Source organism: Burkholderia sp. L-4 (assembly GCF_056856535.1).
In genome coordinates, this window is the sequence record NZ_JBXEOX010000002.1 from 589,829 (window position 1) to 615,524 (window position 25,696).

22 protein-coding genes are annotated in these 25,696 nt (G+C 67.6%); 8 read left to right on the forward strand and 14 right to left on the reverse strand.

The window, feature by feature from the left end; translation table 11 throughout:
* Positions 1-17 precede the first annotated feature (17 nt).
* Complete coding sequence (locus AC1VVG_RS19405; RefSeq protein WP_051700966.1) at positions 18-662, reverse strand: CGNR zinc finger domain-containing protein; 645 nt, start codon at positions 660-662, stop codon at positions 18-20.
* Positions 663-909: 247 nt separating this feature from the next.
* Between AC1VVG_RS19405 and AC1VVG_RS19410 the strand changes: the two genes are divergently transcribed.
* On the forward strand, positions 910-1,293 hold the full coding sequence (locus AC1VVG_RS19410) for a VOC family protein (protein ID WP_034187662.1): 384 nt from the start codon (positions 910-912) through the stop codon (positions 1,291-1,293).
* Positions 1,294-1,385: 92 nt separating this feature from the next.
* Here the strand turns inward: AC1VVG_RS19410 and AC1VVG_RS19415 are convergent, their stop codons facing one another.
* Positions 1,386-2,234 (reverse strand): ureidoglycolate lyase, encoded by an 849-nt coding sequence (locus AC1VVG_RS19415; protein WP_034187661.1) that lies wholly within the window; start codon positions 2,232-2,234, stop codon positions 1,386-1,388.
* A 661-nt stretch (positions 2,235-2,895) separates the two neighbouring features.
* Between AC1VVG_RS19415 and AC1VVG_RS19420 the strand changes: the two genes are divergently transcribed.
* A complete protein-coding gene (locus AC1VVG_RS19420) occupies positions 2,896-3,717 on the forward strand; it encodes an IclR family transcriptional regulator (RefSeq protein WP_124608506.1) in 822 nt (273 codons plus the stop codon).
* Positions 3,718-3,909: 192 nt separating this feature from the next.
* A complete protein-coding gene (locus AC1VVG_RS19425) occupies positions 3,910-4,461 on the forward strand; it encodes a hypothetical protein (protein WP_034187659.1) in 552 nt (183 codons plus the stop codon).
* 616 nt (positions 4,462-5,077) lie between these two features.
* Here the strand turns inward: AC1VVG_RS19425 and AC1VVG_RS19430 are convergent.
* From AC1VVG_RS19430 to AC1VVG_RS19450, 5 genes are all read right to left on the reverse strand, one after another.
* Positions 5,078-7,435, reverse strand: a complete 2,358-nt coding sequence (locus AC1VVG_RS19430; protein WP_034187658.1) for a bifunctional acetate--CoA ligase family protein/GNAT family N-acetyltransferase — start codon at positions 7,433-7,435, stop codon at positions 5,078-5,080.
* Between the two features lie 572 nt (positions 7,436-8,007).
* A complete protein-coding gene (locus AC1VVG_RS19435) occupies positions 8,008-8,310 on the reverse strand; it encodes an H-NS histone family protein (RefSeq protein ID WP_482836045.1) in 303 nt (100 codons plus the stop codon).
* A gap of 103 nt (positions 8,311-8,413) precedes the next feature.
* On the reverse strand, positions 8,414-8,686 hold the full coding sequence (locus tag AC1VVG_RS19440; RefSeq protein ID WP_080287802.1) for a hypothetical protein: 273 nt from the start codon (positions 8,684-8,686) through the stop codon (positions 8,414-8,416).
* Positions 8,687-8,747: 61 nt separating this feature from the next.
* Positions 8,748-9,275 (reverse strand): BON domain-containing protein, encoded by a 528-nt coding sequence (locus AC1VVG_RS19445; protein WP_034187656.1) that lies wholly within the window; start codon positions 9,273-9,275, stop codon positions 8,748-8,750.
* 54 nt (positions 9,276-9,329) lie between these two features.
* The gene (locus tag AC1VVG_RS19450) at positions 9,330-10,817 is read right to left on the reverse strand and encodes a sigma-54 interaction domain-containing protein (protein WP_034187655.1); all 1,488 of its coding nucleotides are present in this window, start codon (positions 10,815-10,817) and stop codon (positions 9,330-9,332) included.
* Between the two features lie 316 nt (positions 10,818-11,133).
* Here AC1VVG_RS19450 and AC1VVG_RS19455 point away from each other — a divergent pair, with 316 nt between their 5' ends.
* Positions 11,134-12,537 (forward strand): GntP family permease, encoded by a 1,404-nt coding sequence (locus AC1VVG_RS19455; protein ID WP_034187654.1) that lies wholly within the window; start codon positions 11,134-11,136, stop codon positions 12,535-12,537.
* 340 nt (positions 12,538-12,877) lie between these two features.
* Positions 12,878-13,132 carry a DUF4148 domain-containing protein gene (locus tag AC1VVG_RS19460; protein WP_034187851.1) on the forward strand — a complete coding sequence of 85 codons (255 nt, stop codon included), beginning with the start codon at positions 12,878-12,880 and terminating at the stop codon, positions 13,130-13,132.
* 39 nt (positions 13,133-13,171) lie between these two features.
* On the opposite strand, the gene AC1VVG_RS19465 is transcribed toward AC1VVG_RS19460, so the two are convergent.
* Together AC1VVG_RS19465 and AC1VVG_RS19470 are read right to left on the reverse strand one after the other, a co-directional pair.
* Positions 13,172-14,773 carry a thioredoxin family protein gene (locus AC1VVG_RS19465; protein ID WP_482836046.1) on the reverse strand — a complete coding sequence of 534 codons (1,602 nt, stop codon included), beginning with the start codon at positions 14,771-14,773 and terminating at the stop codon, positions 13,172-13,174.
* A gap of 275 nt (positions 14,774-15,048) precedes the next feature.
* Positions 15,049-15,549 carry a GNAT family N-acetyltransferase gene (locus AC1VVG_RS19470; RefSeq protein ID WP_482836047.1) on the reverse strand — a complete coding sequence of 167 codons (501 nt, stop codon included), beginning with the start codon at positions 15,547-15,549 and terminating at the stop codon, positions 15,049-15,051.
* Between the two features lie 581 nt (positions 15,550-16,130).
* On the opposite strand from AC1VVG_RS19470, the gene AC1VVG_RS19475 reads away from it, so the two are divergent.
* The 3 genes from AC1VVG_RS19475 (at position 16,131) to AC1VVG_RS19485 (ending at position 20,131) form a co-directional block, all read left to right on the forward strand.
* The gene (locus AC1VVG_RS19475; protein ID WP_301741364.1) at positions 16,131-18,440 is read left to right on the forward strand and encodes a phosphocholine-specific phospholipase C; all 2,310 of its coding nucleotides are present in this window, start codon (positions 16,131-16,133) and stop codon (positions 18,438-18,440) included.
* Between the two features lie 274 nt (positions 18,441-18,714).
* Positions 18,715-18,984 (forward strand): hypothetical protein, encoded by a 270-nt coding sequence (locus AC1VVG_RS19480; RefSeq protein ID WP_034187650.1) that lies wholly within the window; start codon positions 18,715-18,717, stop codon positions 18,982-18,984.
* 154 nt (positions 18,985-19,138) lie between these two features.
* A complete protein-coding gene (locus tag AC1VVG_RS19485; protein WP_034187649.1) occupies positions 19,139-20,131 on the forward strand; it encodes a DedA family protein/thiosulfate sulfurtransferase GlpE in 993 nt (330 codons plus the stop codon).
* 54 nt (positions 20,132-20,185) lie between these two features.
* Here AC1VVG_RS19485 and AC1VVG_RS19490 read toward each other — a convergent pair whose 3' ends face one another.
* The 5 genes from AC1VVG_RS19490 to AC1VVG_RS19510 all read right to left on the reverse strand — a co-directional run bounded on the left by AC1VVG_RS19490 (position 20,186) and on the right by AC1VVG_RS19510 (position 25,688).
* Positions 20,186-21,658 (reverse strand): OprD family outer membrane porin, encoded by a 1,473-nt coding sequence (locus tag AC1VVG_RS19490; RefSeq protein ID WP_049029118.1) that lies wholly within the window; start codon positions 21,656-21,658, stop codon positions 20,186-20,188.
* A 165-nt stretch (positions 21,659-21,823) separates the two neighbouring features.
* The gene (locus AC1VVG_RS19495) at positions 21,824-22,843 is read right to left on the reverse strand and encodes an ABC transporter ATP-binding protein (RefSeq protein WP_034187648.1); all 1,020 of its coding nucleotides are present in this window, start codon (positions 22,841-22,843) and stop codon (positions 21,824-21,826) included.
* The gene (locus AC1VVG_RS19500; protein ID WP_034187647.1) at positions 22,840-23,832 is read right to left on the reverse strand and encodes an ABC transporter ATP-binding protein; all 993 of its coding nucleotides are present in this window, start codon (positions 23,830-23,832) and stop codon (positions 22,840-22,842) included. Before AC1VVG_RS19500 ends, AC1VVG_RS19495 begins: the two co-directional genes overlap by 4 nt.
* A 1-nt stretch (position 23,833) precedes the next feature.
* Positions 23,834-24,736, reverse strand: a complete 903-nt coding sequence (locus AC1VVG_RS19505) for an ABC transporter permease (protein ID WP_034187646.1) — start codon at positions 24,734-24,736, stop codon at positions 23,834-23,836.
* Positions 24,737-24,749: 13 nt separating this feature from the next.
* Positions 24,750-25,688 carry an ABC transporter permease subunit gene (locus tag AC1VVG_RS19510; RefSeq protein ID WP_034187645.1) on the reverse strand — a complete coding sequence of 313 codons (939 nt, stop codon included), beginning with the start codon at positions 25,686-25,688 and terminating at the stop codon, positions 24,750-24,752.
* Between the last annotated feature and the right edge of the window lie 8 nt (positions 25,689-25,696).

Genomic DNA, 25,696 nt, shown 5'->3' on the forward strand with positions numbered 1-25,696 from the left:
GGCGGACGGCCGGTCTGTCAGTCGGCCTTGTGATAGTGGCGGTACGCCTTGGCGCGATTGCCGCACGACGACATCGAGCACCAGCGGCGGCTGCCGTTCTTGCTGTCGTCGATGAACAACCACTGGCACGCGTCGTTCGCGCAGCGCTTGACCTTCGCGAACCGCGCGCCGCCGAGCAGGTCGATCGCCGACCACAGCACCGGGCTCAGCAACCCGGCGAGCGTCGCGCCCGCGCTCCCGACCCGCCACGCATAACCGCCGTCGATGCGCGCCAGCGCGACGCGCGGCGACGCTTCCGCCAGAAAGCCGCCGAGCAGCGCGAGATCGTCCGCGTGCGGCTCGCGCTGCTCGGCCTGCGCATGAAAGAGCCGATACAACGCCTCGCGCAACGCGAGCGCACGCGCCAGCATCGCCGGCTCGCCTTCCTCCACCCCACGTGCACGACAGGCTTCCGCCACGCCGGCCGGCACGCCGGCGTGTTCGCGACACCACGCCAGCAGGTCGTCCAGCGTGCCGAAGGTTTCCGTCGGCGGATCGCTGCCGCGCCAGTACAGCGTGTTCATGAAATCGATGCCCAGCGTTTCGGGCGGCGATGGAATCAGGCAGTCCGTCGCGACGGAAGGTTGCGTTTTGCTCATGATGCGATCGTATCTAACCACCATGCCGGTTGACAAGCCTCCGGGCACTTTCTAACATAACCGGCATGGTAGTTATAAATGGGTCTGCTGCACGGACAACCGCCTCGGTCCAGGGAGCCACAGTCGATCGATCGTCTTTCGTATGGCGTTATCCACAACGGCCGCACGTTCCACGACAGCACGCTCGGCACACTCCGCTACAAGCGGCTTGCATGGCGGTCATGAGCAGGTTTGCCGCACCGACGTCCCCTTTCAGTCCAAGGAGCCACAAATGATCGATCACCTTTCGTTCGGCGTTGCACACATCGGCCGCAGCCGCACCTTCTACGACCACGCGCTCGGCGCACTCGGCTACAAGCGGCTGTATAGCGACGACGGTTCCATCGGGTACGGCACGACCGAGCCGGAGCTGTGGTTGCAGCACGCGGCGCGCCCCGTCGTCGCCGATCCCGACTCGGGGTTGCACCTGTCGTTCAAGGCCGCGTCGCCGGTCGAGGTCGACGCGTTCTACCGCGCCGCGCTCGCGCACGGTGGCCAGGACAACGGCGGGCCGGGCAAGCGCGAACACTACGGTCCCGGCTATTACGCGGCGTTCGTCGTCGATCCCGACGGATATCGGCTGGAAGCGCATTGCGAACTCGACAACATCGTGTGACGCCGCGTGGATTCACCGTAGACAAATGCGAAGGGCCCGATTCCGCATCCTGCGGAATCGGGCCCTTTCGGGTGTTGGCACGCCGGCGCCGGTTACCGCGCGTCGCGCGCAGGCTGCAACTGCTCGCCGAGCCCGTCGATCCCGAGGCGCACCGTCTGGCCGGCCTTCAGGAACACCGGTGACGGCTTGATGCCCATGCCGACGCCCGGCGGCGTGCCGGTCGTGATCACGTCGCCCGGCTGCAGCGTCATGCAGGTCGACAGATACGCGATCAACTGTGCGACCGTGAACACCATCGTGCGCGTGTTGCCGTTCTGATATCGGTGGCCGTCGACTTCGAGCCAGAGATCGAGACGCTGCGGATCGGGCACTTCGTCGCGCGTGACGAGCCACGGGCCGATCGGGCCGAACGTGTCGAAACCCTTGCCCTTGTCCCACTGGCCACCGCGCTCGATCTGCCATTCGCGCTCGGACACGTCGTTGACGACGCAATAGCCCGCGACGTAATCGAGCGCGTTCGCTTCGGCGACGTCCTTGCAGGTCGTGCCGATCACGACGCCGAGTTCGACTTCCCAGTCGGTCTTGACCGAACCCTTCGGAATGTCGATGCCGTCGTTCGGACCGCAGATCGAACTCGTCCATTTGCCGAACACGACCGGCTCCTTCGGGACCGGCATGCCGGCTTCCGCCGCGTGATCGGCATAGTTCAGACCAATGCCGATGAACTTGCGGACGTGCCCGACGCACGCGCCGATGCGCGGCTCGCCGGCTACGAGCGGCAGCGTGGCCGGATCGATCGCGCGCAGCCGCGCGAGACCCGCGTCGGACAGCACGTCGCCGGCAAGGTCCGGCACGTGTGCGGACAGGTCGCGAATCCGGCCGGCCGCGTCGAGGATACCGGGCTTTTCCTGGCCGGACGGGCCATAGCGAAGCAGTTTCATCGTGCTACCTCTGTTGTCGAATGGGACAGGATACCGGCGACGCGGCCCTTCGTGGCCGCGCACCGGACGGATTGTCGATCGTCGATTGCGCGCGTCGACACCGCACCCGGCGGGCCGTCGACGCGCGAAGGTCGCGCGGGCGCAGCGATCGCGGCGTCGTACGAACAGTACGGCGCGCATCGAGCGGGCGGCCGCCGGTCTGCGCATCGGCGACGACGGCCCGGCACCCGCGACGCGTGCCGGACCATGCCGGCCGGCTTCACGCGCGGCCGCGCCGTCGCTGGCCCGCCCGACTTTGTACCATCGGCCGCGCACCGTGAAATGGCGCGCAACGGATACCGACTATTGGCGTGCCTGCGGACATTGCGGCGCAGCATGGGATACGCATCCCTCGACCGACCGGTCGGGCTGGCCGGCATCGCCTGCCATCAGACCATGAATACTGGATATTCGGGGTGCCCCTGTCATCGAGAACGTTTGCCAATCCGTTCTTGTTCGGTAATGATCGGTAAAAAGACGCTGCATTGCACACTGCATGTTTATTGCTAAGCTCGAACAGATGGCTTTCATCGCCATTCGCGGGCCCACCCTATGCGCGTGCAGAACCGGCCAGCGTGCGTCGCCAACCGACTGACGGTAATCCCCCAACCTCACATCGACAATGCAGACAACCAACGACCCGCTTCCCGGCTGCGACGCACGGGAATCGATGGCCGCTATCGACCGCTATCGCGCCCCCGCGCTCGACAAGGGGCTCGACATTCTCGAACTCCTGTCCGAGCAGAAAGAAGGACTCACCCGCACCGAAATCACGAAGGAACTCGGCCGCAACGCGAGCGAGATCTACCGGATGCTCGAACGCCTCGTCGCTCGCCGCTACGTGATGCGCTCGACCGGCGGCGATCGCTACACGCTCAGCCTCAAGCTGTTCGCGCTCGCGCACCGGCATCCGCCGATGAGCCGGCTGATCGCCGAAGCCTTGCCGCCGATGCAGCGCTTCGCCGATGCGGCCGAACAGTCGTGCCACCTGTCGGTCTACGATCGCGGCAACCTGCTGGTGATCGCACAGGTCGACGGGCCCGGCCCGTGGGGCGTGTCGGTCCGGCTCGGCTCGCGCATCGGGCTCGCCGATACGGCGTCGGGACGCGTGATGCTGTCGTTCCAGGGCCCCGAGCAACGCGCGCACATGCTGGCCGAGCATCGCAAGGTCAAGGGCGAGGCGCCGCTGAACGAGCAGGAACTCGCGTACGCGTGCCAGTCCATCCGGCAGGATGGCTACCTGCGCCAGGACAGCCGCCAGGCCTATGGCGTGACCGACCTGAGCGCGCCGATCCTCGGGCCGTCCGGCCATGCGATCGCGGTGCTGACCTGCCCGTACATGCGCCGGATCGATGCGCATGCGGCCCCGTCCGTCGACCTCGTCGTCGAAGGGTTGCGCGACACGGCCTCCCATCTGTCGATGGGACGCATCGAGATCTGCTGACACGCGGATGCTTCCTCGATGCACACCGGGGGACGGCGCAGCGGCACCGCCCCCCGGTTGCGCGCGACGCCGGTGCGGTGCGCGATATGCGATGCACGATTTGCGGTGCCATATCGTGCGCTCGCGGCGCTACGCTAAAATAGCGGCCCTCTCAAAAACTACGATGGCCGGTTGTCGCGGCCGTCGTGTCCGATGGATGTCATGGCCAAACTTCTGAACGATCAAGAATTCCAGCGTTTCTCCGAACTTCAGCAGAAGCAGGCAAGCTTCACGATCACGCCCGACGAAGCGGACGAGCTGCGCGATATCGTCGCGCGCGCGCAGCAGAAGCGCGACGATCGCGCCGCCGCAATGCAGGCGATCGAAAACTACATCGAGCAGTTCGACATCACACCCGACGAACTCTTCTCGCCCGAGCAGATCGGCGACGCGGCCCGCACCTACGGGCTCATCACGGCGACCAAGAAGGAACGCACGCTGCCGCCGTCGATCACGTTCAACGGCAAGCCGTACCAGTGGACCAAAACGCTTCCGGACGACGTGCGCGGCGCGCTGTTCGACGCATTCACGTCCGGCGAATCGGTCAAGCGCTTCATCGCGATGCCGAAAGACACCGCGCGCTGTGCATTGACGATCGCCCGCCTCGAGCGCGAAACCGGCGCCGTCTATGCCGATCCGCACCTCGAGGAACTCGCGATTTCGCGCGACCAGGTGAACGACGCGGCGTCGAAACTCGCCGCGTAAATGCGGCCTCGGGCACGGTTCATGCGTGCCCGAACCCCGGCGCGGCGCCCGCATTGACCGGCGCCGCGCTCCCGGGAGCGGCGCATCCACCCGCTCCCGAAAAGTCTCACCTCAGCCTCCCGCAGGCGCTCACCGACACCTCCCGAACACGCTCACCAAGGCCTCCCGAATATCCTCACCAGATGCTCCCGCAAGCCCTCACCGAGACGTCCTGGAAAGGCTCACCGGCGGCTCCCGCAAGGGCTCACCGGTCGCCCCCGGGAAGGCTCACCGAACGCTCCCGTATCGGCTCACCACACATTCACGGAAACGCTCACTGGCCGCTCCCGAAAAATCTCACCTTTACGGTCGATCCGAATTGGCGACGCCGGCATACGGTGCGCAAAACGCTTGAATACCTCGCGTAAAGGCCATGCGGAGCAGGCAACGCGATGCTCGGCAAGCGCCTCCAGACGCCGCCGGCATCGACCTGGCAACGGCTCGGTACATTCAGGCGCTTCTTCCGAAAGCGCATGCCAATACTTTGCATTCCTGAGTGAATGAATGCGCAACATGGTGAATGCCGGAGCCGTCCACTTGCATACGGTGCCTCCTCGCTTCACGCAGCCGGCCACCGCTACGGCTGCAGCTTCATCCTGAAGCCCACGACGCCAGGCTCCTCCGTGGTCGACACCGTGAAGCCGCACGACTTCGCGAGCGAGATCATCGCCGAATTCTCGCGCAGTGCCTCGCCAACCATCCAGGCGGTTCCGCGCGAACGCGCGTAGTCGATGATGCGGGCCATCATCAGCCTGCCGAGCCCTTTGCCCTTCTGATCGGGACGTACCGCGATCGCGAACTCCGCCGTCTCGTTGTCGGGGTCGGCGACCGCGCGCACCACCGCGAGCGTGTGGTCGCGCCCCGACGCGTCGGTGAACGACACGATGAAAGCCATCTCGCGGTCGTAATCGATCTGCGTCATGCGCGCCACCTGCGAATGATCGAAGCTGCGCACCGCGCCGAAGAAACGCATCCGCAGATCGTCCGGCGTCATCGCGCCGAGCAGTTCGTTGTGCGCGGCTTCGTCTTCCGGACGGATCGGGCGGATCGTCACCGTCTCGCCGCGCCACTCGAGCGTCTGTTCGAGGTGCCGCGGATACGGCATGATCGCGAGCCGGCTGCGCCCCGTGGCCAGCGTGATGCGCGGCGCGATCACGCGCGCGCCGTCGGACAGCACGCGCAGCGTGACCGACAGCGCGACAACTTCGCGGACGTCGCAGACGACCTGCGACAACGCCGTCACCGCGTCGAGCGTCGGCTCGACGGGCGTGCTGCGCGCATACGGCGAACGCTCCATCACCGCACGCGCAAGCACGGTATTCAGCGGCGGCAGGCCGTAGACGACGAATGGCGCCGAGACACCGTCCGCGGGCGGCACGGCATAGCGGAACACCGGACCGAAGTTCGAATCGTCGTACATGTCGACCGTGATATCGACGACTTTCCTGCCCGCCGGCTCGTCAGCCTGCTCGCCATGCAAGCCGAAATGGGACAGCCAGCGCAACGCGGCATCGCCGGCCAGTTCATGCTGGCCGGTTTCGACCATCCGGCGCGCTTCCGCCTGCGCCGACGCGACGCATTCGGCCGGCTGCGGCGGCGTGCCTTCGGGCGTCTGCATCAGCAATTGTCGCCCGAGGTTGTAGTCGACGAGACGCGCATACGCGCGCGCGAGCCGCTGCGGTGTCGTATGGACCGGAATGCCGTTCGCGTGCAGCGCATCGCGCGTCGCCGCATCGACCGCGCCGAAGAAACACGCGAGGATGCCGCGATGCGCGTATTGCCGCGAGTCGATCAGCGTGCGTGCAACCGAATCGGCCGGCGCGCTGTGGGACGTCGAATGGACGACGAACAGCGTGCCCGTTTGCGGGAATGGCGCAAGCGCCTGGATCGCCGCGGCAAAGTGCTCGGGGCGTGCATCGTCGCCCAGCGTCAGCGGATTGCCGGGCGCGGCCAGATGCGGCAGCGCGGCCGATACGGCCGAGGTTGCCGCCGGCGGCCAGTCGGCCAGCGCGACGCGTACTTCCGCGACCGCATCGACCGCCAGCTTCGCGACACCCGCGTCGCTGGTGACGAGCGTCGCCGCGCCGCGCGCGGTGACGCGGCCGACGCCGAGCGTCTCGATCTCGTCGAGCAGATCGTCGAGCGCATCGACACGCACCATGCCCGCGCGCTGGAACGCCGCCGTATAGAGTGCGTCGCCGGGATCGGCACGCCCGGTGCGCAACGCGAGGACCGGCTTGTTGCGGGCGGCCGCGCGCGCGGCCGACATGAACTTGCGCGCCGCGCGCACGGTATCGAGTTCGAGCAGGATCGCGCGCGTGCCGGGATCGCTCGCCAGATAATCGAGTACGTCGCCTGCATCGACGTCGGACTCGCTGCCGAGCGCGACGACATGCGAAAAGCCGAGGCCGCGCGCGTCGGCCCAGCCGAGCACCGCGTTCGTCAGCGCGTTCGATTGCGACACCCACGCAACGCCGCCCGATCGCGCCGTATAGGCCGGCGCACCGAAATGCGCGTGCCGCGCGGGCGACAACACGCCGAGGCTGCCGGGCCCGACGATACGGAGCACGAACGGCTTCGCCGCCTTCAGCATGCGATCGACCGCGGCACGATCGGCGTCCGTGCGCGCCTCGCCGACGATCACCGCGACACGCGTACCGAGCTCGCCGAGCTTGCGCACGATGCCGGCCCAGGTGGCGGGCGGCGTGCAGATCACGGCAACCGACGGCGGCGCGGGCAGCCGGTCGACGTCCGACACGACCGCATGCCCGTCCAGTTCCCGGTACTTCGGATTGACGGGCCACACGGGCCCCTGAAACGCGCCGTCGAGCACACGCGACCACACCATCGCGCCGATACTGCCCGCGCGCGACGACGCGCCGACGACGGCAACGGACTTGGGCTGGAACAACGCATCGAGATGGCGAACGGTCACATCGACTCCCTGCGGTGACGAAAGACGACACGATCGGCATGCGGCCGGACAGGCCGTGCGCCGATCGACGCGAACCCCAAGCATAGGCGAAGCGCATGCGGCTGCCTATATGCCGAACGGCTGACTACTCGACGCGCATCAACGCTCGCATCATGGACCTGCAACACACGCGGCAGCCCATCGCCGCACAACGCGCACAACCCGGCTCGACGCTGCAGCCGCTTCCTCAAAGGTGAGGGTTTACAGGAGCCATGGTGAGTATCTTCGGGATCAGCACGACGCCGTGCGCAAATACGCGAAAGGTGATGAGAATCCGCGGCACGCCTGCACCGCGAAAATCGCGCATGCCCATGCGCATGCGCGGCGTAATTGCACGGTTGTTTACGGGAATTCGACGCGATATACGGCCGAATCGCGGTGAATCCGCAAAACGGAGGCCGTCAATTGCGCGGCATCGCGCATCCATTCGGCAGAGAAAATCGCACGGCGACTGCGCAAAAACAAAACGGTGCGACGGCCGCATGGCCATTCGCACCGTCGGTCGGCACGCGAAAGGTGAGGATTTTCGGGAGTCAGTCCTTGATCAGGAAACGTGCGCGGTTCTTGCCGAGCCAGGTCGGTGCCCGCCCGCGGCCGCTCCACGTCTCGCCCGTCTTCGGATTCAGGTACTTCGGCGGCAACGACCGCTTCGGCTTCGCGGCGGCAACGACGGCGGACCCTATCGGACGAAAACCGAGCTCCTCCGGCGTAATGTCGTATTCCTCGATTTTCGCGCGGATTTCGGCAATCGCTTCGGCAATCGCCTTTTCACGTTCCTTGTCGATCTTTTGCTGAAGCCGTTCGAGCTGTGCGGACAGTTGCCTGTAGGTCGCCATATGGATGGGACTCCGTGAGTGTTATTCGTGAAAAATAGGTAACTCCAAGCAAACAGAAAAGCGCTTCGCCCGATCGTGGTCTCCTCAGCCGGTCATGTCGGGATCAATAACCGCTTTTCTTCTTGCATGCGAAGAGAAGATTTCGCACGGCGTCATCCGTCGATTGCTGGATCACTTCGAAATCCCCGTTGCACATCGCCCGGGCATTGTCCGTGCAATTGCTCCAGTCGCGACCGGTGCATTGCACCTGTGTCGTCGGGCGTCCGTCGGACGTGAACAGCGGCGCGCTGCCGCCACACCCGCCAAGCCCCGCAACCAGAGCCAACAATGCGGCCGCCCGAGACCGCCGCCAGACCGACGCAAGCATGTGTTTCATTGTTCTTCCCGTCAACCTTTTTTTGAATGTCGCGAGTATGCCATGCGCGGCCTTTCCGTCGTCAATTCGGCGCGCGGTCCGGTTGCCCGCGCGCCTTGTACGGCAAGCTCCGGCGGGGATCGTCGGTGATGCGAACGAAAACCTGCTCGACGTCCGGCAGCGCCTCGAATTCGCGTTGCAGCGCCTGGCGATCGAACGCCGTATCCGCGCATCCTTCGACGTAGATGAAACGTCGCTGCACGGTGATCCACAGGCTCGTGCCGCGCAGGCGATCCGAGCCGGCGAAGTGCGCCTTCGCGGCATCGGCGATCGACGCGTCATACATATACGAGTTCGGCTTCGTGCAGCGGTGCGCGAGCCAGCAGGTCGTGCCGCGTTCCGCGCGGTAATGCGCATCGTCCGTCATCTCGGCACGCGTCATCCACGGGCCGAGCGGCAGCGGGCATTCGGCCACGTCCCGCGACAGCGCGACGAACGGATCGTTGTACCAGTTGCGCCGCGCCTCGGGCGCGTCGGCGTCGCCGGATTGCGCGAACGAGGAAGTCGCCAGCAACAGGGCCAGCCACCCAGCGATGCCGATCCGCTTCATCGTGATCTCCTGTTCGATGCTTCACGTCCGGGCGCCTCGGCATCGCCGATCGGCCTACCGGTCGATACCCAGTGCCGCAAGCTTCTTGTAAAGCGTCGCGCGGCCGATCCCGATGCGCGCGGCCGCCTCGACGACCTTCCCGTCGCAGGCCGCCAGCGCATCGGTCAGGAACTGGCGCTCCCACGCCGCCAACGCATCCGCATACGAGGCGACCGGCGCCCCGGATGCGCCGGGTGCTTCGCCCGCGCGCGGCTCGACCGGCGTCGCGGCAAGCCGCTGCGCGGGCGCCGCGGCGTCCGTCGAGACGCGCACCGGCCCGAGGAACGGCGCGAGCGCGCGCGCATCGATCACGGCACGATCCGACAGCATCAACGCGCGCTCCAGTGTATTGCGCAACTCGCGCACGTTGCCGGGCCACGGATACGCACACAGCATCCGCAGCGCGTCGTCGGTCAGTTCGCAGTGCGCGGCGCGCCCGTGCTGCGCGGCCAGCTCCTCGAGCGTCGCGTAGACGAGCGCCGCGATGTCGGATGCGCGCGCGCGCAACGGCGGCGCATGGATCGTCAGCACGTTCAGCCGGTAATAGAGATCGGCACGAAAACGCCCGGCCGCGACGAGCGCCGGCAGGTCGGCCGACGTCGCGGCGATGATCCGGACGTCCGCGCGCACGATCCGGTTCGAGCCGACCGGCTCGAACTCCTTGTCCTGCAGCACGCGCAGCAGCTTGCCCTGCAACGGCAGCGGCATGTCGCCGATCTCGTCGAGAAACAGCGTGCCGCGATCGGCCAGTTCGAACTTGCCGACGCGCCCCTTGCGGTCGGCGCCCGTATACGCGCCGGGCGCCGCGCCGAAGAATTCGGTTTCGAGCAGCGTATCGGGAATCGCGGCGACGTTGACGGTCACGAGCGGCTGGAGCGCGCGTGCCGACGCCGCGTGGATCGCATGCGCGAGCAATTCCTTGCCGGTGCCCGTCTCGCCGAGCAGCAGTACCGGCGAATCGACCTGGGCGGCCCGCCGCGCCTGACGCTTGGTTTCGAGGCTCGCGGCACTCGTGCCGACGAAACTCGCGAACGTGTATTTCGCGCGGCGCGCCTGCGCGAGCGAACGCTGCGTCGCGATCAGCTGCTGCTGAAGCTGCGCATAGCGGGAAAAGATCGGCGTGAGCGTCTTCAACTGGTCGAACAGCGCGAAGCCGATCGCGCCGACCGTCTCGCCGGCCTCGTTCTTCAGCGGCAGGCGCGTGACGACGAGCGGCTCGCGGCCCGTCTCCATGATGTCGAGCAGGATCGGCTGCCCGGTCGATACAACCTCGCGCATCAGGCTGTTCGGAATCACGGCTTCGCAGTCGAGGCCGACGGCCTGCTGCGGATCGGCGAAGCCGAAGCGCGCCGCGTAACGATCGTTCATCCACACGACGCGCGCATCGCGATCGACGACCACCGTGCCCGCGCTCGAATCCTCGAAGGTCCGGAACAGCGACTCGGCGGCACGCCGCAGCACGTCGCCGTAGTTGACGGGCAGGCGGGCCCAGTCGTTCATCATCGTGTCTTCGTCTCCATGTATTTTCGACCGGATGTCTCCGGAACGAGACGGATTATCTCACTCCGGAGACACGCCGCAATGCGTTGCCCGGGCATGCCCTGCGCGAATTCGCGCGCTGGCCGGACGGCCATATCGTCTCCAGATGGAGACGTTTTCTGTAGAATCGTCAGACATTGGCCGGCGCGGGCCCGCCTGCCTGCGGCGGACCCATGTCCGGCGGCGCAATCCGGCCGATGGCACGAAACCTGCACGAACCTGAGCCGGTCCGCGGCGCGTCGCGCGATCGAACAACAACCAAAGCCATTAGGAGACTCCCTTGTCTTTCGTGATCGTCCTCGCCGCGCTGGCGTTCCTGATGTTCGCTGCGTATCGCGGCTACAGCGTGATCCTGTTCGCGCCGATCGCCGCGCTCGGCGCGGTGCTCCTGACCGAACCCGCCGCCGTCGCACCGGTCTTCTCCGGCATCTTCATGGAGAAGATGGTCGGCTTCGTCAAACTGTATTTCCCGGTCTTCATGCTCGGCGCCGTGTTCGGCAAGGTGATCGAACTGTCCGGATTCTCCGAGTCGATCGTCCATGCGGCGATCCGCTACATCGGCCGCTCGCGCGCGAATGCGGTGATCGTCGCGGTGTGCGCGCTGCTCACCTATGGCGGCGTCTCGCTGTTCGTCGTGGTGTTCGCCGTCTATCCGTTCGCGGCCGAACTCTATCGCCAGAGCAACATTCCGAAACGGCTGATGCCCGGCGCGATCGCGCTCGGCGCGTTCTCGTTCACGATGGATTCGCTGCCCGGCACGCCGCAGATCCAGAACATCATCCCGACCACGTTCTTCAAGACGACGGCGTGGGCCGCGCCCGCGCTCGGCACGATCGGCTCGCTGTTCATCATCGTCGTCGGCCTCACGTATCTCGAATGGCGCCGCCGTTCGGCCATGGCGAAGGGCGAGGGTTACGGCACGTCGCTGGTCAACGAGCCGGAGCGCGTCGAGGCGACGTCGCTGCCGAATCCCGCGCTGGCGATCCTGCCGCTGATCCTCGTCGGCGTATCGAACTTCGCGTTCACGAAGCTGATCCCGCAGTGGTACGGCGCCGCGTCGTACACGGTCGCGCCGGACGTGCTGCCGGGCGTGCATGCGCCGGTCACGACGTCGATCAAGACCGTCGTCGCGATCTGGTCGGTCGAGGCCGCGCTGCTGCTCGGTATCGTGCTGGTCGTGCTGACCGCGTTCAAGCGCGTCAGCGAGCGCTTCGCGGCCGGCTCGAAAGCCGCCGTCGGCGGCGCGCTGCTCGCCGCGATGAACACCGCGTCGGAATACGGTTTCGGTGGCGTGATCGCCGCGCTGCCCGGTTTCCTCGTCGTCAGCGATGCGCTGAAGAGCATCCCGAACCCGCTCGTCAACGCAGCCGTGTCGGTCAGCTCGCTCGCCGGCATCACGGGCTCCGCGTCGGGCGGCATGAGCATCGCGCTCGCCGCGATGTCGGACCTGTTCATCAAGGGTGCGCAGGCTGCGAACATTCCGATGGACGTGCTGCACCGGGTCGTCGCAATGGCCAGCGGCGGCATGGACACGCTGCCGCACAACGGCGCCGTCATCACGCTGCTCGCGGTCACGGGCCTCACGCACCGCGAGTCGTATCGCGACATCTTCGCGGTCACCGTCATCAAGACGCTCGCGGTGTTCTTCGTGATCGCCGTGTACTACGCGACGGGGCTCGTGTAAGTGCCGGTATGAGGCGGCGTTCCGTACGCCGTCTCCCGCCTGACCCGCGTATCGGGATCGGACCGCCTGCGAACCGGAACGCCTTCCGGAAATCGCATCCGGTCCGATTTCATTTCTCCGCTCGTCGGCCGCGGTCGATCCGCACCGCCGCGCGTTTGCGCCGCTCCCCAGGCCGCCATCCGGCGCGCCGCCGCACACCCATTGTTACCCGCAACAAAACACTGCGTTGGGCGCGATCGCATTTTTCGCACGCGTGCTCCGGCCTACACTGGGTTAAACGTCGCGCGGCGCTTCGACGAACGAAGTGCAGCGATTCACCGGAATCCTGGAGGTCCCGATCATGAAGCGCCTGATCCAAGCCGTTGCCATTGCCCTTGCCATCTCGGCCCCGCTCGCCGCGCAAGCCCAGTCGAACCAGCCGCTGACGCGCGCGCAGGTCCGCGCCGAGGTCAAGGCGCTGAAGCAGGCCGGCTTCCAGTCGAGCGACTGGTTCTACCCGGCCAGCATCGTTTCCGCCGAAGCGAAGATTGCCCGCCAGCACGACGCCGCCGGGTACGGCAGCGATCGCGGCGCGTCGTCGGAGTCGGGCCAGTAATCCGGCGTCCGGCCCGCCCGGCGATGCATCCCTGCGCCGTTACGCCTTCACGGGCTGGATCAGCTTCGCGCATGCCGTTGCCTGCGGATCGCCCGCCGGCAGTTTCCCGCATACGCCGTCGAACTGCTTCACGACCGACCTGACCGACGCATCGTGCGCGCCGCTGCCGCGCCAGTGGTTCAGTTGCGTGACGACCTTGGTCAACGCACGCAGGTTCGCTCCGTAGAACGCGTCGCGGGTCTTGTCGGCCTGCGCGAGCACGTTCGCGGCAATGCCCTCGATACGGGCCGAATCGTCCGGCGCCAGTTCGACCGCATTCGCAAAGTAGGTGGCACCCCAGCGCAGCTTCGTCGCCGGCCCGCTCGCCGCGTCGTACGCCTTGCGATACCAGTCGAGCGCGGCGGCCTTGTCGCCGCGCGCCTTCGCATTCGCGGCCAGCCCGGACATGAAGTAGTACGGCGTGGACGAGCGCGGCAGCTCGGCCTTCAGCAGCGCATCCGACTCGTCGTACAGCCCCGCGTCGGTCAGCGTGTCCGCGCCTTCGCTGACGAGCGCCTGCCGCTCGTACGCGTTCGCGGCGCCCTGCACCGACGCGGCGATCTGCTTGCGTGCGGTGTCGGCCAGCGCCGGCGCGTCGAGCGGCGCGCCCTTGCGCGCGTCGCCGCGCGCGAGCAGCACGCGGCCGTGCAATGCCATCAGCCGGTCGATCGACGACAGCGTCGTGTCGGTCGACAGGCGCGCGAGCGCCGTGTCGTACGCGCCGCGCAGCTTCGCGCGCGGCGCATCGTCGCCGCCGCCGAGATACGCGACCACGCGTGCGGGCGCCGCGACCAGCACGTCCGAATCGGCGCGCGACAGCGCCGGATCGTGCAGCACGCCGCGCAGCGATTCGGCGAGCGCCGCCTTGTCGAGCGCACCGGCCTGCGCCGGATCGCCCGAGGCGGCAACCACCGCCGACTTCAACGCGAAGCGCGCCGCTTCGGCCTTCGCGCCGGCCGCCCGCGCGCGCTGCGCGAGCGACTGCAGCGTCTCGGCGACGCGATCGGCCGGCACCGGCAGCGCGCCGTCGGTATCCCACGAATAGTCGGCCAGCAGGCGCCATTCGTCGGGCGTCAGCGACGCGCCGTTCTTCAGCGCCGTGGCAAGCGTCTGCCGCACCGGGTGCGCCGCCGTCATCCCGAGCGACAGCGCCTGCATGTAGCGGTCGAGATCGGCTTCGCCCGGCAGCCGCGTCACTTCGGTGCCGTCCGGGCGGAACAGGATCATCGTCGGATAGCCGTGCACCTTGAAACGCTCGCCGAGCTTCTGCGCGCTTTCGGTATCGCCGTCGAGATAGACGGGCACGAAAAACGACGAGCGCGTCTTGAAGGCCTGCTGGCTGAAGATCGTCGACTTCACCTGGTTGCACGACGGGCACCACACGGCGCCCCAGTACAGCAGCAGCGGCTTGCCGGTGCGCTTCGCGAGCGCGAACGCGGCATCGACGTCGCCGTGCTGCCACGCGATGCCGGGCGGCAGATGGGTACCGTCGGGCGATGCGCTCGCCACCGGGGCACCGCTGGGCGTGGCGGCGGCAAAGGCCGCACCCGCGGCGGCGGCGAACAGGCAGGCGGCAGTCAGATTCCGGAGAGCGGTTTTCATCGAAGCGGTTTTCATCGAAGCGGGTTCCGTTGAAGGAGACGGTTGCGAGAAAGGGCGGCGCACGAAACGAGGGCCGGGAAGCCGTGACGATGAAGCCGGCCGGCGTGCAACGCCGCGCATGCATCGAATCGGAACAGCGAACGCCGGCCGAGTCGACCGGCAAATCGTTCGACGATACGACGCGTGAAGCCAGTGGGAAACGAACGAATTCTCGAATGAATATGACACGCGGGATCGTGGCCGCGCGCGCGGTCACATGCGTGTCAGCAGGCGCATCACTGCCGCGCCTTGAGCCGCGCCATGTGGTACACGGGCGCGTGCACGCCGTCGCGCAACGCGTAGTCCGGCGATTCGCCTTCGATCCGGAAACCGTGCTTCTCGTAGAGCGAGATCGCCGCGCGGTTGTCGGTGAACACGGTCAGCTCGAGACGCGTGATGTTCAGCCAGTTTTCCGCGAGGTCGATCGCCGCCGCGAGCAGGCGGCCGCCGATGCCGTGCCCGTGACGAGCCGCGTCGACCATCATGCCGAGCCCCGCTGCATGGCGCCGGCGCGGATTCGGCTCGAAGTGCAGGCCCAGATGGCCGACCACCGTGCCGTCGATTTCGGCCACGAGGCTCACGCCGCGCTCGTGCACGTTCTCGATCCGCTTCTGCCATTTTTCGAGCGACGGAAACGGGTATTGCAACGTGTTCGTGTACACCGCGGGATGCGCGGCGATTTGCCGGATTGCGTCGACGTCGTGCGTCTCGCTGTGCCGGATCGTGATGTCGGTCATGGGTGGGCCGGTTCCGGAAAGGCGCGCTGAAGGCGCGGACTGCGCGTATGCGCAGCAACGTGTCGAGCTTATCCGATTTCATGCATTTGAAACATGGGGGTCACGTCGCCTCACGCCGGGTTGCATCCGCAACGAACGTGATCCCGCGACTCGTCCGGAAATCGGAAAAATCCGCCCGGTCGCGCATGCGGCGACCGGTAATTTCCGACCTTTTTCGACCACGCATCGCGCCGACACCAATCGTTGTGCACGCAACGTCATCAACGCGACACGCGATGTCACGCCTTCATCACGTCGACGTCATGTCGCCTCCCTAGACTGGGCGCCGCCCAGCCCGGCATGCACCGGGCCGGCGTGTGCCGACACCCTGCCCCGCGCATCACGAGCGCGCGGTGAGCGGGATCGCGACGACGGCCGCCGCCTCGGTGCGACACCGTCTGCCGAACGCGATGCGCGCACCTGAGCCACCGGCGGCCGGCGCACCGAACGCACACGCATCGCGGATCGTCCCTTGCGGGACGACGCACGGGCACCGCCAGAAGAAGTCACGAACGCTCCCACCCTCACAGGATCCGAACGCCATGACGTCACGCCGCACATTCCTTCAACAGACCGCCGCTTCCGGCCTCGCCGCCGCCGCGCTGTCCGCGTTTCCGCCGAGCATCCGCCGCGCGCTCGCCATTCCCGCGTTTCATGAAACGGGGACCATCAAGGACGTCAAGCACGTCGTGCTGCTGATGATGGAGAACCGCGCGTTCGACAGCTACTTCGGCACGTTCAAGGGCGTGCGCGGCTACGGCGACCGCTTCGCGGTGCCGTCGCCGAACGGCCGCGACGTGTTCTACCAGTCGTACACGAAGGCGACGCCCGCCGCGACCGTGACGCCGTATCACCTCGACGCGAGCCAGGGCAACGCGCAGCGGGCGGGCGGCACGCCGCACACGTGGGCCGATGCGCAGGCCGCCTGGGATCACGGCCGGATGAACCGCTGGCCCGACGCGAAGACGCCGCTGTCGATGGGCTATTACGACGCCGCGGAAGTACCGTTCCAGCGCGCGCTCGCCGATGCGTTCACGCTGTGCGACCACTATCACTGCGGGATGCATACGGGCACGATCGCGAACCGCCTGTTCTACTGGAGCGGCACCAACGGCCCGAACGGCATCAGCCCGGCCGACGGCAGCCGCGTGAAGATCGCCGCGCTGAACAACCAGTTCAACGGCGGCAACGACATCGGCCCGTCGAGCCAGGGCTGGACCTGGACGACCTATGCCGACCGGCTGCAGCAGGCCGGCGTGCGCTGGAAGGTCTATCAGAGCCTGATCGACAACTTCGGCTGCAACGAGATGATGAGCTTCCGCCACTGGCGCGCGGCGATCGAGCAGATGCCGGCCGCGCGCCGGCCCGCGTACGTGGCGTCGACGGACATCACGCAACCTGTGACGGCTGCCGGCGCGTTCTACGACCCGGCGATCGACGATCCGCTGAGCCCGCTCGCGAAAGGTTTCGGCAACACGATGCCGTACGGCTTTCTCGAAACGTTGCGCGACGACATTCGCAACGGCACGTTGCCGGAAGTGTCGTGGATCATCCCGCCGTCCGTGTACAGCGAACACCCGGGGCCGTCGAGCCCGGCGCAGGGCGGCTGGTACGTGCAGGCCGTGCTCGACGCGCTGACGGCGAACCCGGAGGTGTGGAGCAAGACGGTGCTGCTGGTCAACTACGACGAGAACGACGGCTTCTTCGACCACATGCCGTCGCCGGCCGTGCCGTCGCGCCGCCCCGACGGCACGCTCGCGGGCGGCCATACGCTGCGCGACGCCGACATCGCCGTCGAATACCACGACTTCACGCCGGCCACGTCGAGCCAGCCGGCCACCGACGGCCGTCCGTACGGCCCGGGCCCGCGCGTGCCGATGTGGGTCGTGTCGCCGTGGAGCCGCGGCGGCTGGGTCAACTCGCAGGTGTTCGACCATACGTCGACGCTGCGCTTCCTCGAGCAGCGCTTCGGCGTCGCCGAGCCGCAAGTCAGCGCGTACCGCCGCGCGGTGTGCGGCGATCTGACGAGCGCGTTCAACTTCCGCACGCCGAACGACGAACCGCTGCCGACGCTCGCGGGCCGTACGACGAAAAGCCGGGTCGACGCGCTGAGCGCCGCGCAGCAGGCCGCCCCGAAGATCGTGCCGCCCGCCGCGCCCGTGCTGCCCGCGCAGGCCACCGGCGTGCGCCCGTCGCGCGCGCTGCCGTACGAACTGCATGCGAGCGCGCGCACCGATGCCGGCGCCGGCACGGTCACGCTGAAGTTCGCGAACACGGGCCGCGCCGCCGCCGTGTTTCACGTCTACGACAAGCTCCACCTCGACCGCCTGCCGCAGCGCTACGTCGTCGAGCCGGGCAAGACGCTGCACGGCGACTGGGCCGCGCGCGCCGACGATGGCGGTAAATATGACCTGTGGGTACTCGGGCCGAACGGCTATCACCGCCGCTTCACCGGCGACCTGAGCCGTCTGGCGGGCGCCCGCGCACCGCATCCGGAAGTGCGCGTCGGCTACGCGGGCGCGAGTGGCAACCTGCACCTGCGGCTGCGCAACCACGGCGGCGGCACGGTGCGCTTCACGGTGAAGTCGAACCAGGTCTACGGGCCGCTGTCCGGCCGCGGCGGAGACGACGACCACGGCCACGGCCACGGCACCGGTACCACGTGGACCGTCGCGGTACGCGCCGGCGACCAGGCCGAGCTGCACTGGGCGCTCGACTCGACCGGCCATTGGTACGACTTCATCGTCACGGCCGACAGCGACGCGAGCTTCTCGCGCCGCGTGGCCGGCCGCGTCGAAACCGGCCGCCACTCGGTCAGCGACCCTGCGATGGGTCTCGCCGACCGCTTCTGACGGCACCGCGGCGACACGCATCGCACCGCGTGTCGCCGCCCGCGCCGGCGCGGCCGCGAACGCCGGTCGCGCGCCGGCCGCGGCGGCGGCCGATCCGGCTGAAACGCCCGCCCCGCATGGCTCAAACATCAGAAGGATGGGTGGTGTAGCCCTCATTTCACCGCACGAAAATGCTCCGTCTTGCGGCCCGTTCGCGTTAAACTGCGTCAAGCTGTAGTCAACAAAGACATCTTTGCCGTCACGGCATCCACGACACGATACGAGGATAGGTTCGATGCGCACTACCGGCTCATCCGGGGCAATGACCCTGCTCACCGAACACGATCCGGCCGACGGCCGCGAACTGCGCTCGCTCCGGCTGGAAGCAACGGGCGACGGCAAAAGCGTGCTGCTGATCGAGATCGACGAACGCAAGCCCGGCATCCACCGCGAGGTCCGCTACGAGATCACGCCGGCCGAACTGATCGCGGCGATCCGCTCGCACGGCGCCGAGCTGCCCGGCGAAAACCATGGCGCCGCCTCGCTCGCGCGCACCCTCTCCTGATTCCGGTCGGTGAGCCACGCGCAGCGCGCCGGCTCACCGACATCCCCCTGCCGTCGTCAGGCGCTTTCCGTCATTCCCGCCGTTGTCTTGAAAAAGGCCGATAATCGGCCCATCTGCGTTTCCTGCCCACGCCTTTCCTTTTCGGCCAGCCGTCATGCTCCGTGACCTCGTCGCCCAGTACGGGCCGCTTCTCGTGTTCGCCAACGTGCTCGCGGCAGCCATCGGCCTGCCGGTGCCCGCGATGCCGACGCTCGTGCTGTTCGGTGCGATGGCCGGGATGCACCCGGACATGATCGGCTCGCAGCTCGTGACGGTGGTGGCGGTGTCGGTGCTCGGTGCGCTGATCGGCGACACCGTGTGGTACGTCGCGGGGCGCCGTTACGGCGGCACGACGCTGAAGACGATCTGCCGGCTGTCGCTGTCGCGCGATACCTGCGTGAGAAAGACCGAACGCTTCTTCGGCCGTTACGGCGTGCGCGTGCTCGCGGTCGCCCGCTTCATTCCCGGGCTGTCGCTCGTGTCGGTGCCGATGGCCGGTGCGCTCGGCACGCGCTATCGCACGTTCGCCGGTTACGACGCGCTCGGCGCCGCACTGTGGACGATCGCCGGGCTGGCGGCCGGCATCGTGTTCTACCGGCAGATCGACTGGCTGTTCGCCGGCGCGAGCCGTCTCGGCCGCGCGGTGCTGCTGGTCATCGTCGCGCTGCTGGCAATCTATGCGGCCGTGCGCTGGATGCGCCGCCGCGCGCTGATCCGCCAGCTCGCCCATGCGCGGATCGGCGTCGACGAACTCGACACCCTGCTGCGCGACGACACCGCGCCGGTGGTGCTCGACGTGCGCTCGCCCGAGCACCGCAAGCTCGACCCGTTCTCGATTCCCGGCGCCCAGTTCGCCGACGAGCGGCAGATCGCCGACATCGTCGCGCGCTATCCGTTCTCGCAGAAGTTCGTCGTGTACTGCTCGTGCCCGAACGAAGTGACGGCCGCGCTGATGGCGAAGCGCCTGCTCGACGCGGGCTTCACCGATGCGCTTGCGCTGCGCGGCGGCCTCGACGCATGGCGCGACACGGGCCGCCAGCTCACGTCGCTCGCGGAAGAGATGCCCGCGGCGAACGATCCGGTCGCGGGGCTGCACAAGCCGGCCTGAGCACACTGCCCGCGGGCCGGCCGCGCGATGCGGGGGGCGCGATGCCCCCGTCGATCAGAACGCGTGCAGCGGCAGGTTCACGACCAGGCGGTACTCCCTGTTCGTCGCGTCCGAGTAGTGTGCCGAACCGTTGTGCCACATCGCGATGAACGTGACCTTCGTGTTCTTCAGCTTGCCGCTCTGGAACGTGTACGACGGGATGAAGCCGAACTCGTGGTGACGGCCCTGCACCGGCGCGCCGTTGCTCCAATAGATGCTCGACTTGCTCGGGTCGTTGGCCGCGCCCGCGCTGCCGTCCGCGCCCCAGCCCGTCACGCCCCAGACCATCGCCTTGAAGCCCGGCAGGCCCGCTTCCTTGCCGTAGAACGTGTAACGCAGCTGCAGCGACTTTTCGTGCGGCGCGTTGTAGTCGACGTCCATCGAGTTGGTCAGGAAGATGCCGTTCGTTTCGTTCAGGTAGTCGAAGAACTGGTCGCCGAGCACCTGCTGGAAGCCGAGCAGCAGCTCGTGCGGGCCGTGCTGCGCCGCCACCGACAGGCTGTATGCGTTGTTGTCGATCTTGCCCTGCAGCGCATCGCCCGTGTCGTGCGTCGAGTAGACGTTGCCGAAGCCGGTCCACTTGATCGTCTGCGGGCTGCCGATGCTGTGCTTCACCGACGCGTAGTACTGGTGCCACACGTCGTCGGCCTGGTTCGCATACAGCGCGACTTCGCCGTTCGGCGAGTAGTCCCACGTGCCGCCGACATACGACAGGCGATTGATACGCGTGCCGCCGTACTGCGTCGTCAGGTTCGTGAGCGTCGTGTGGCCGCGCGCGTTGGTCTTCGTGAAGCTGCCGGCCTCGAGCATCACGTTCTTGAATTCATTGCTGACGATCGTCGCACCAAGGAACGTCGGCGGCAGCGCACGGTTGTCGTGCTGCTCCATGAACGGGTTGTCGACGGCCTGCAGACCGTACTTGACCACCGTGTTCGAGATCCGCGCCTTGATGTCGTAGATGCCGGGGTACGCCCATGCCAGCTGGTTCCCGCCGCCGCCGCCCTTCGCGATGTGCACCATGCTGCCGGCGCCCTGGCCGCCGTCGAGCTTCAGCGCCGCATACAGCGATGCGTCGAAGCCGATGCCGATCAGGCCCGTCGTGTAGCCCGACTCGAAGTTCGCCATCGCGCCTTGGACCCACGCGTGGCGATGCGGCCCGCCCTTGCTGTCGAGCACGTCCGAATAGTTGCGGAACAGGAAGTCGAGATGGCTGTCGGCAATGAAGCCATTCGACTTCGACTGCGCCGACGGCTCGTCCGGCGGCGTGACGGCCTGGTTCGCTTCGGCGTTGATGATGGCGTTCGGGGTCGATGCCTGCGCAACGGTCGCGGCCGTACCGGCGGCCGGCGCGGCCTGCGCGACCGTCAGCGGCGCGGGCGCCGCGTCGTCGGCGTGCGCAACGCCCGTCAGCGAGACGCCTGCGAGTGCCGGCAGTCCCCATGCGAGCAGCATCTTCGATGCCGTCCCGATCGTCTTCTGTTTTTTCATCGTCATTCTCGTCTTGTGTTGATATCCGTCCACGCCGGTCGCGATCCGCTCCCGGCCCCCCGGCACGCCCGGTTAAGGACGCGCCTGTACCCGCGACGCGAAGATCATTCGCGCCGCCACTGCCCCTGTTGACCTGCCTGGTTTTATTTGCCGAGTTACTTCACTTCACGCCACGCCCGCGCGGATGCACGCGACACGCGCCGCCGACCCCTGCCGAACTTCCGGCAGCGGCACGTCCCGCGCGCATGCGTCGATCGCGACCGGGCAGCGCGTGCGGAACGCGCAGCCGGACGGCGGGTTGAGCGGCGAGGGCATCTCGCCCGCCAGCAGCATCGGACGGCGAGCACGCTCGCGCGCCGGCTCCGGCGTCGGCGCCGCATCGAGCAGCGCCTTCGTGTACGGGTGCTGCGGCACGCCGTACACGTCATGCCGCGTGCCGAACTCCATCACGCGGCCGAGATACATCACGAGCACACGCTGACTGATCGCCTTCACCACGGCGAGATCGTGTGCAACGAACAGATAGGACAACGACAGTTCGCGTTGCAGGTCGCGCAGCAGGTTCACGATCTGCGCCTGGATCGACACGTCGAGCGCCGACACGGGCTCGTCGCAGATCACGAGCTTCGGCGCGCCGATCAGCGCGCGCGCGATGCCGACGCGCTGGCATTGCCCGCCGGAGAATTCATGCGGATAACGCAGCAGGTGATGCGCGTTCAGGCCGACGCGTTCGAGCATCGTGACCACGCGGCGGCGCACCTCGGCACGGCCGAGGCCGGCCTGGTGCGTGACGAGCGGCTCGGCGACGACCTGTTCGATCGTCATGCGCGGATCGAGCGACGCGAGCGGATCCTGAAAGATCATCTGCACTTCGCGCCGCATCGTGGAGCCGCGCAGGTGATCGGGCGTGACGGCTTCGCCGCGCCACTTCACCGTACCGGCCGTCATCGGCACGAGGCCGATCAGCGCACGCGCAAGCGTCGACTTCCCGCAGCCCGATTCGCCGACGAGCCCGACCGTCTCGCCGCGCTTCACGTCGAACGACACGCCGTCGACCGCGCGCAGCGTGCCCTTCGGCGACCACGGATAGCCGCCGAGCGGCACGCGGAAATGCACCTTCAGATTGTCGACGGACAGCAGCGTGTCGTCCGTCGCGCCGGCATCGCGGCGTTCATTGACGCTCATCGCAGACCTCCCGTCAGATCGGCCACCGGGCGGTGGCATGCGCGCACCGCGCCCGCGGCGCCATAGGTTTCGAGCGCGGGGCGCGCCGCGCCGCAGCGCTCTTCCGCATACGTGCAGCGCTTCGCGAACGCGCAGCCGGCCGGCGCGGTGCCGGGCATCGGCGGATTGCCGGGAATCGCGACGAGCGGCGCATCGTCCGCGTCGGTCAGGCGCGGCAGCGCATTGAGCAGGCCGATCGTGTACGGATGCGACGGCGCCGCGAAGATCGATTCGGCCGGCGCGTATTCGACGGTGCGGCCCGAGTACATGACCATCACGTCGTCCGCGAGGCCGGCGACCACGCCCATGTCGTGCGTGATCAGCACGATCGCGGTGCCGCGTTCGCGGTTCAGCTCGCGCAGCAGGTCGATGATCTGTGCCTGCACGGTCACGTCGAGCGCGGTGGTCGGCTCGTCGGCGATCAGGATTTCCGGCTCGGACAGCAGCGCCATCGCGATCATCACGCGCTGCCGCATGCCGCCCGAGAACTCGTGCGGATACATGCGGATGCGTCGCGCCGCGTCGGGAATGCGCACCGATTCGAGCGCCTCGATCGCGCGCTTCGTGGCTTCCTTGCGCGACAGCTTGCGGTGCAGCTGCAGCGTCTCGGTCATCTGCCGCTCGATCGTCAGGAACGGATTGAGCGACGTCATCGGATCCTGGAAGATCATCGCGATCCGGTCGCCGCGCACCGCGTTCAGCGCGCGCGTGTCCATGTCGAGCAGGTTGTCGCCGCGGTAGCGTGCGACGCCAGTCGTCGTGCCGTTGCCGGCCAGCAGGCCGAGCAGCGCCATCACGGTCTGGCTCTTGCCCGAGCCCGATTCGCCGACGATGCCGAGCGTCTTGCCGGCTTCGAGCGAGAACGACACGCCGCTGACGGCGTCGATCGGCGGGGCATCCTTGCGCGTGAAGCGCACGCCGAGATTGTCTACTTCGAGCAATGCGGCCATCTCAACGATCCTTCGGGTCAAGCGCATCCCGCAGGCCATCGCCGACGAAATTCACGCAATAAAGCGTCACGCACAGCATGACGGCCGGGGCGAGCAGCAGCCACGGCATCGATTCCAGTTTCTGCGCGCCGTCCTGGATCAGCACGCCCCAGCTCGTCATCGGTTCCTGCACGCCGAGGCCGAGGAACGACAGCACCGATTCGGTCAGCACGATGCCCGGCACCGAGACCGTCGCGTACACGACGACCACGCCGAGCAGGTTCGGCACGACGTGGCGCCGCACGATCGTGGCCGGCGTCACGCCGATCGCGCGCGCCGCATCGACGAACTCGCGGTTGCGCAGCGACAGCGTCTGGCCGCGCACGACGCGCGCCATGTCGATCCACGAGAACGCGCTGATGGTCAGCACGACCAGCATGAACGAGCGGCCGAACAGGGTCATCATCAGGATCGCGATCAGCAGGTACGGAATCGCGTACATCATGTCGACGACGCGCATCATGACGGAGTCGACGCGGCCGCCCGCGAAGCCCGCGGTCGCGCCCCACGCGACGCCGAACAGGCCCGACACGAGCGTGCCGAGCACGCCGACCTCGATCGACACGCGGCCGCCGATCAGCGTGCGCACCAGCAGGTCGCGGCCGAGCTCGTCGGTGCCGAACCAGTGCTGGTTCGCCCAGGTCGGCGGCAGGCTGATCGCGCCCCAGTCGCTCGCGGCGGGATCGGCCGCGAGCAGCCACGGGCCGACGAAGCAGGCGAGCGTGATCAGCGCGAGCAGCACGAGGCTGAACACGGCTGCGCGGTTGTGAAGGAAACGCGCCATCGCGAGCGCGAGCGGCGAGCGCGAACGCGGCGGCGAATCGGTCTGCACGGGCAGACCGACGACGGGAGTAGTCGGAGTCATCGCGGTGCCTCGCTCAATAACGGATGCGCGGATCGAGCCACGCATACGCGAGGTCGACCAGCAGGTTGAACAGCACCGCGCAGACGGTGGTCAGGACGACGAGGCCGAGCACCAGCGTGTAGTCGCGGTTGATGGCGCCGTTCACGACGAGCTGACCGAGGCCCGGCAGCGCGAACACCGATTCCGTGACGACGGCCGCCGTGATCGACGAGATGCAGACCGTGCCGAACAGCGACACGACCGGCATCAGCGCGGGCTTGAGCGCATGGCGCAGCACGATCGTCGAGCCCGGCAGGCCCTTGGCACGCGCGGTACGGATGTAGTTGCTCGACAGCGTCTCGATCATCGAGCCGCGCATCACGCGCGCGAGCAGCGACATGTTGATGAAGGTCAGCAGCACGATCGGCAGCAGCCGGTACTGCCAGCCGCCGTCGCCCCAGCCGCCGGCCGGCAGCCAGCCGTTGCCGGCCGACGTCTTCAGCAGGATCGCGAAGATCCACACGAGCACGGGGCCGAGCACGAACGGCGGCACGACGTTGCCGACGTTGCCGATCAGCATCACGATGCGGTCGATGAAGCTGTCGCGGCGCACCGCCGCGACGGTGCCGAGCAGCACGCCCAGCCCGATCGAGATCGGGATCGACACGCCGCCCACGCCGAGGCTCACGGGCAGCGCCTTCCTCACGAGGTCGTTCACCGACCAGTCGACGTAGCGGAACGACGGACCGAGATCGCCGTGCAGCAGCGAATCGAGGTACATCAGGTACTGCTTCCACAGCGGCTGGTCGAGGTGATACTTCGCGTTCAGGTTCGCGAGCGTCGCGGCGGACAACTGCTTTTCCGTATCGAACGGACCGCCGGGCGTGAAGTGCAGCAGCAGGTAGCAGACGGTGACGACCGCGAGGATCGTCGGCACCGCCCACAACGTGCGCCTCAATGCGTAGGCCAGCATGATCGCTC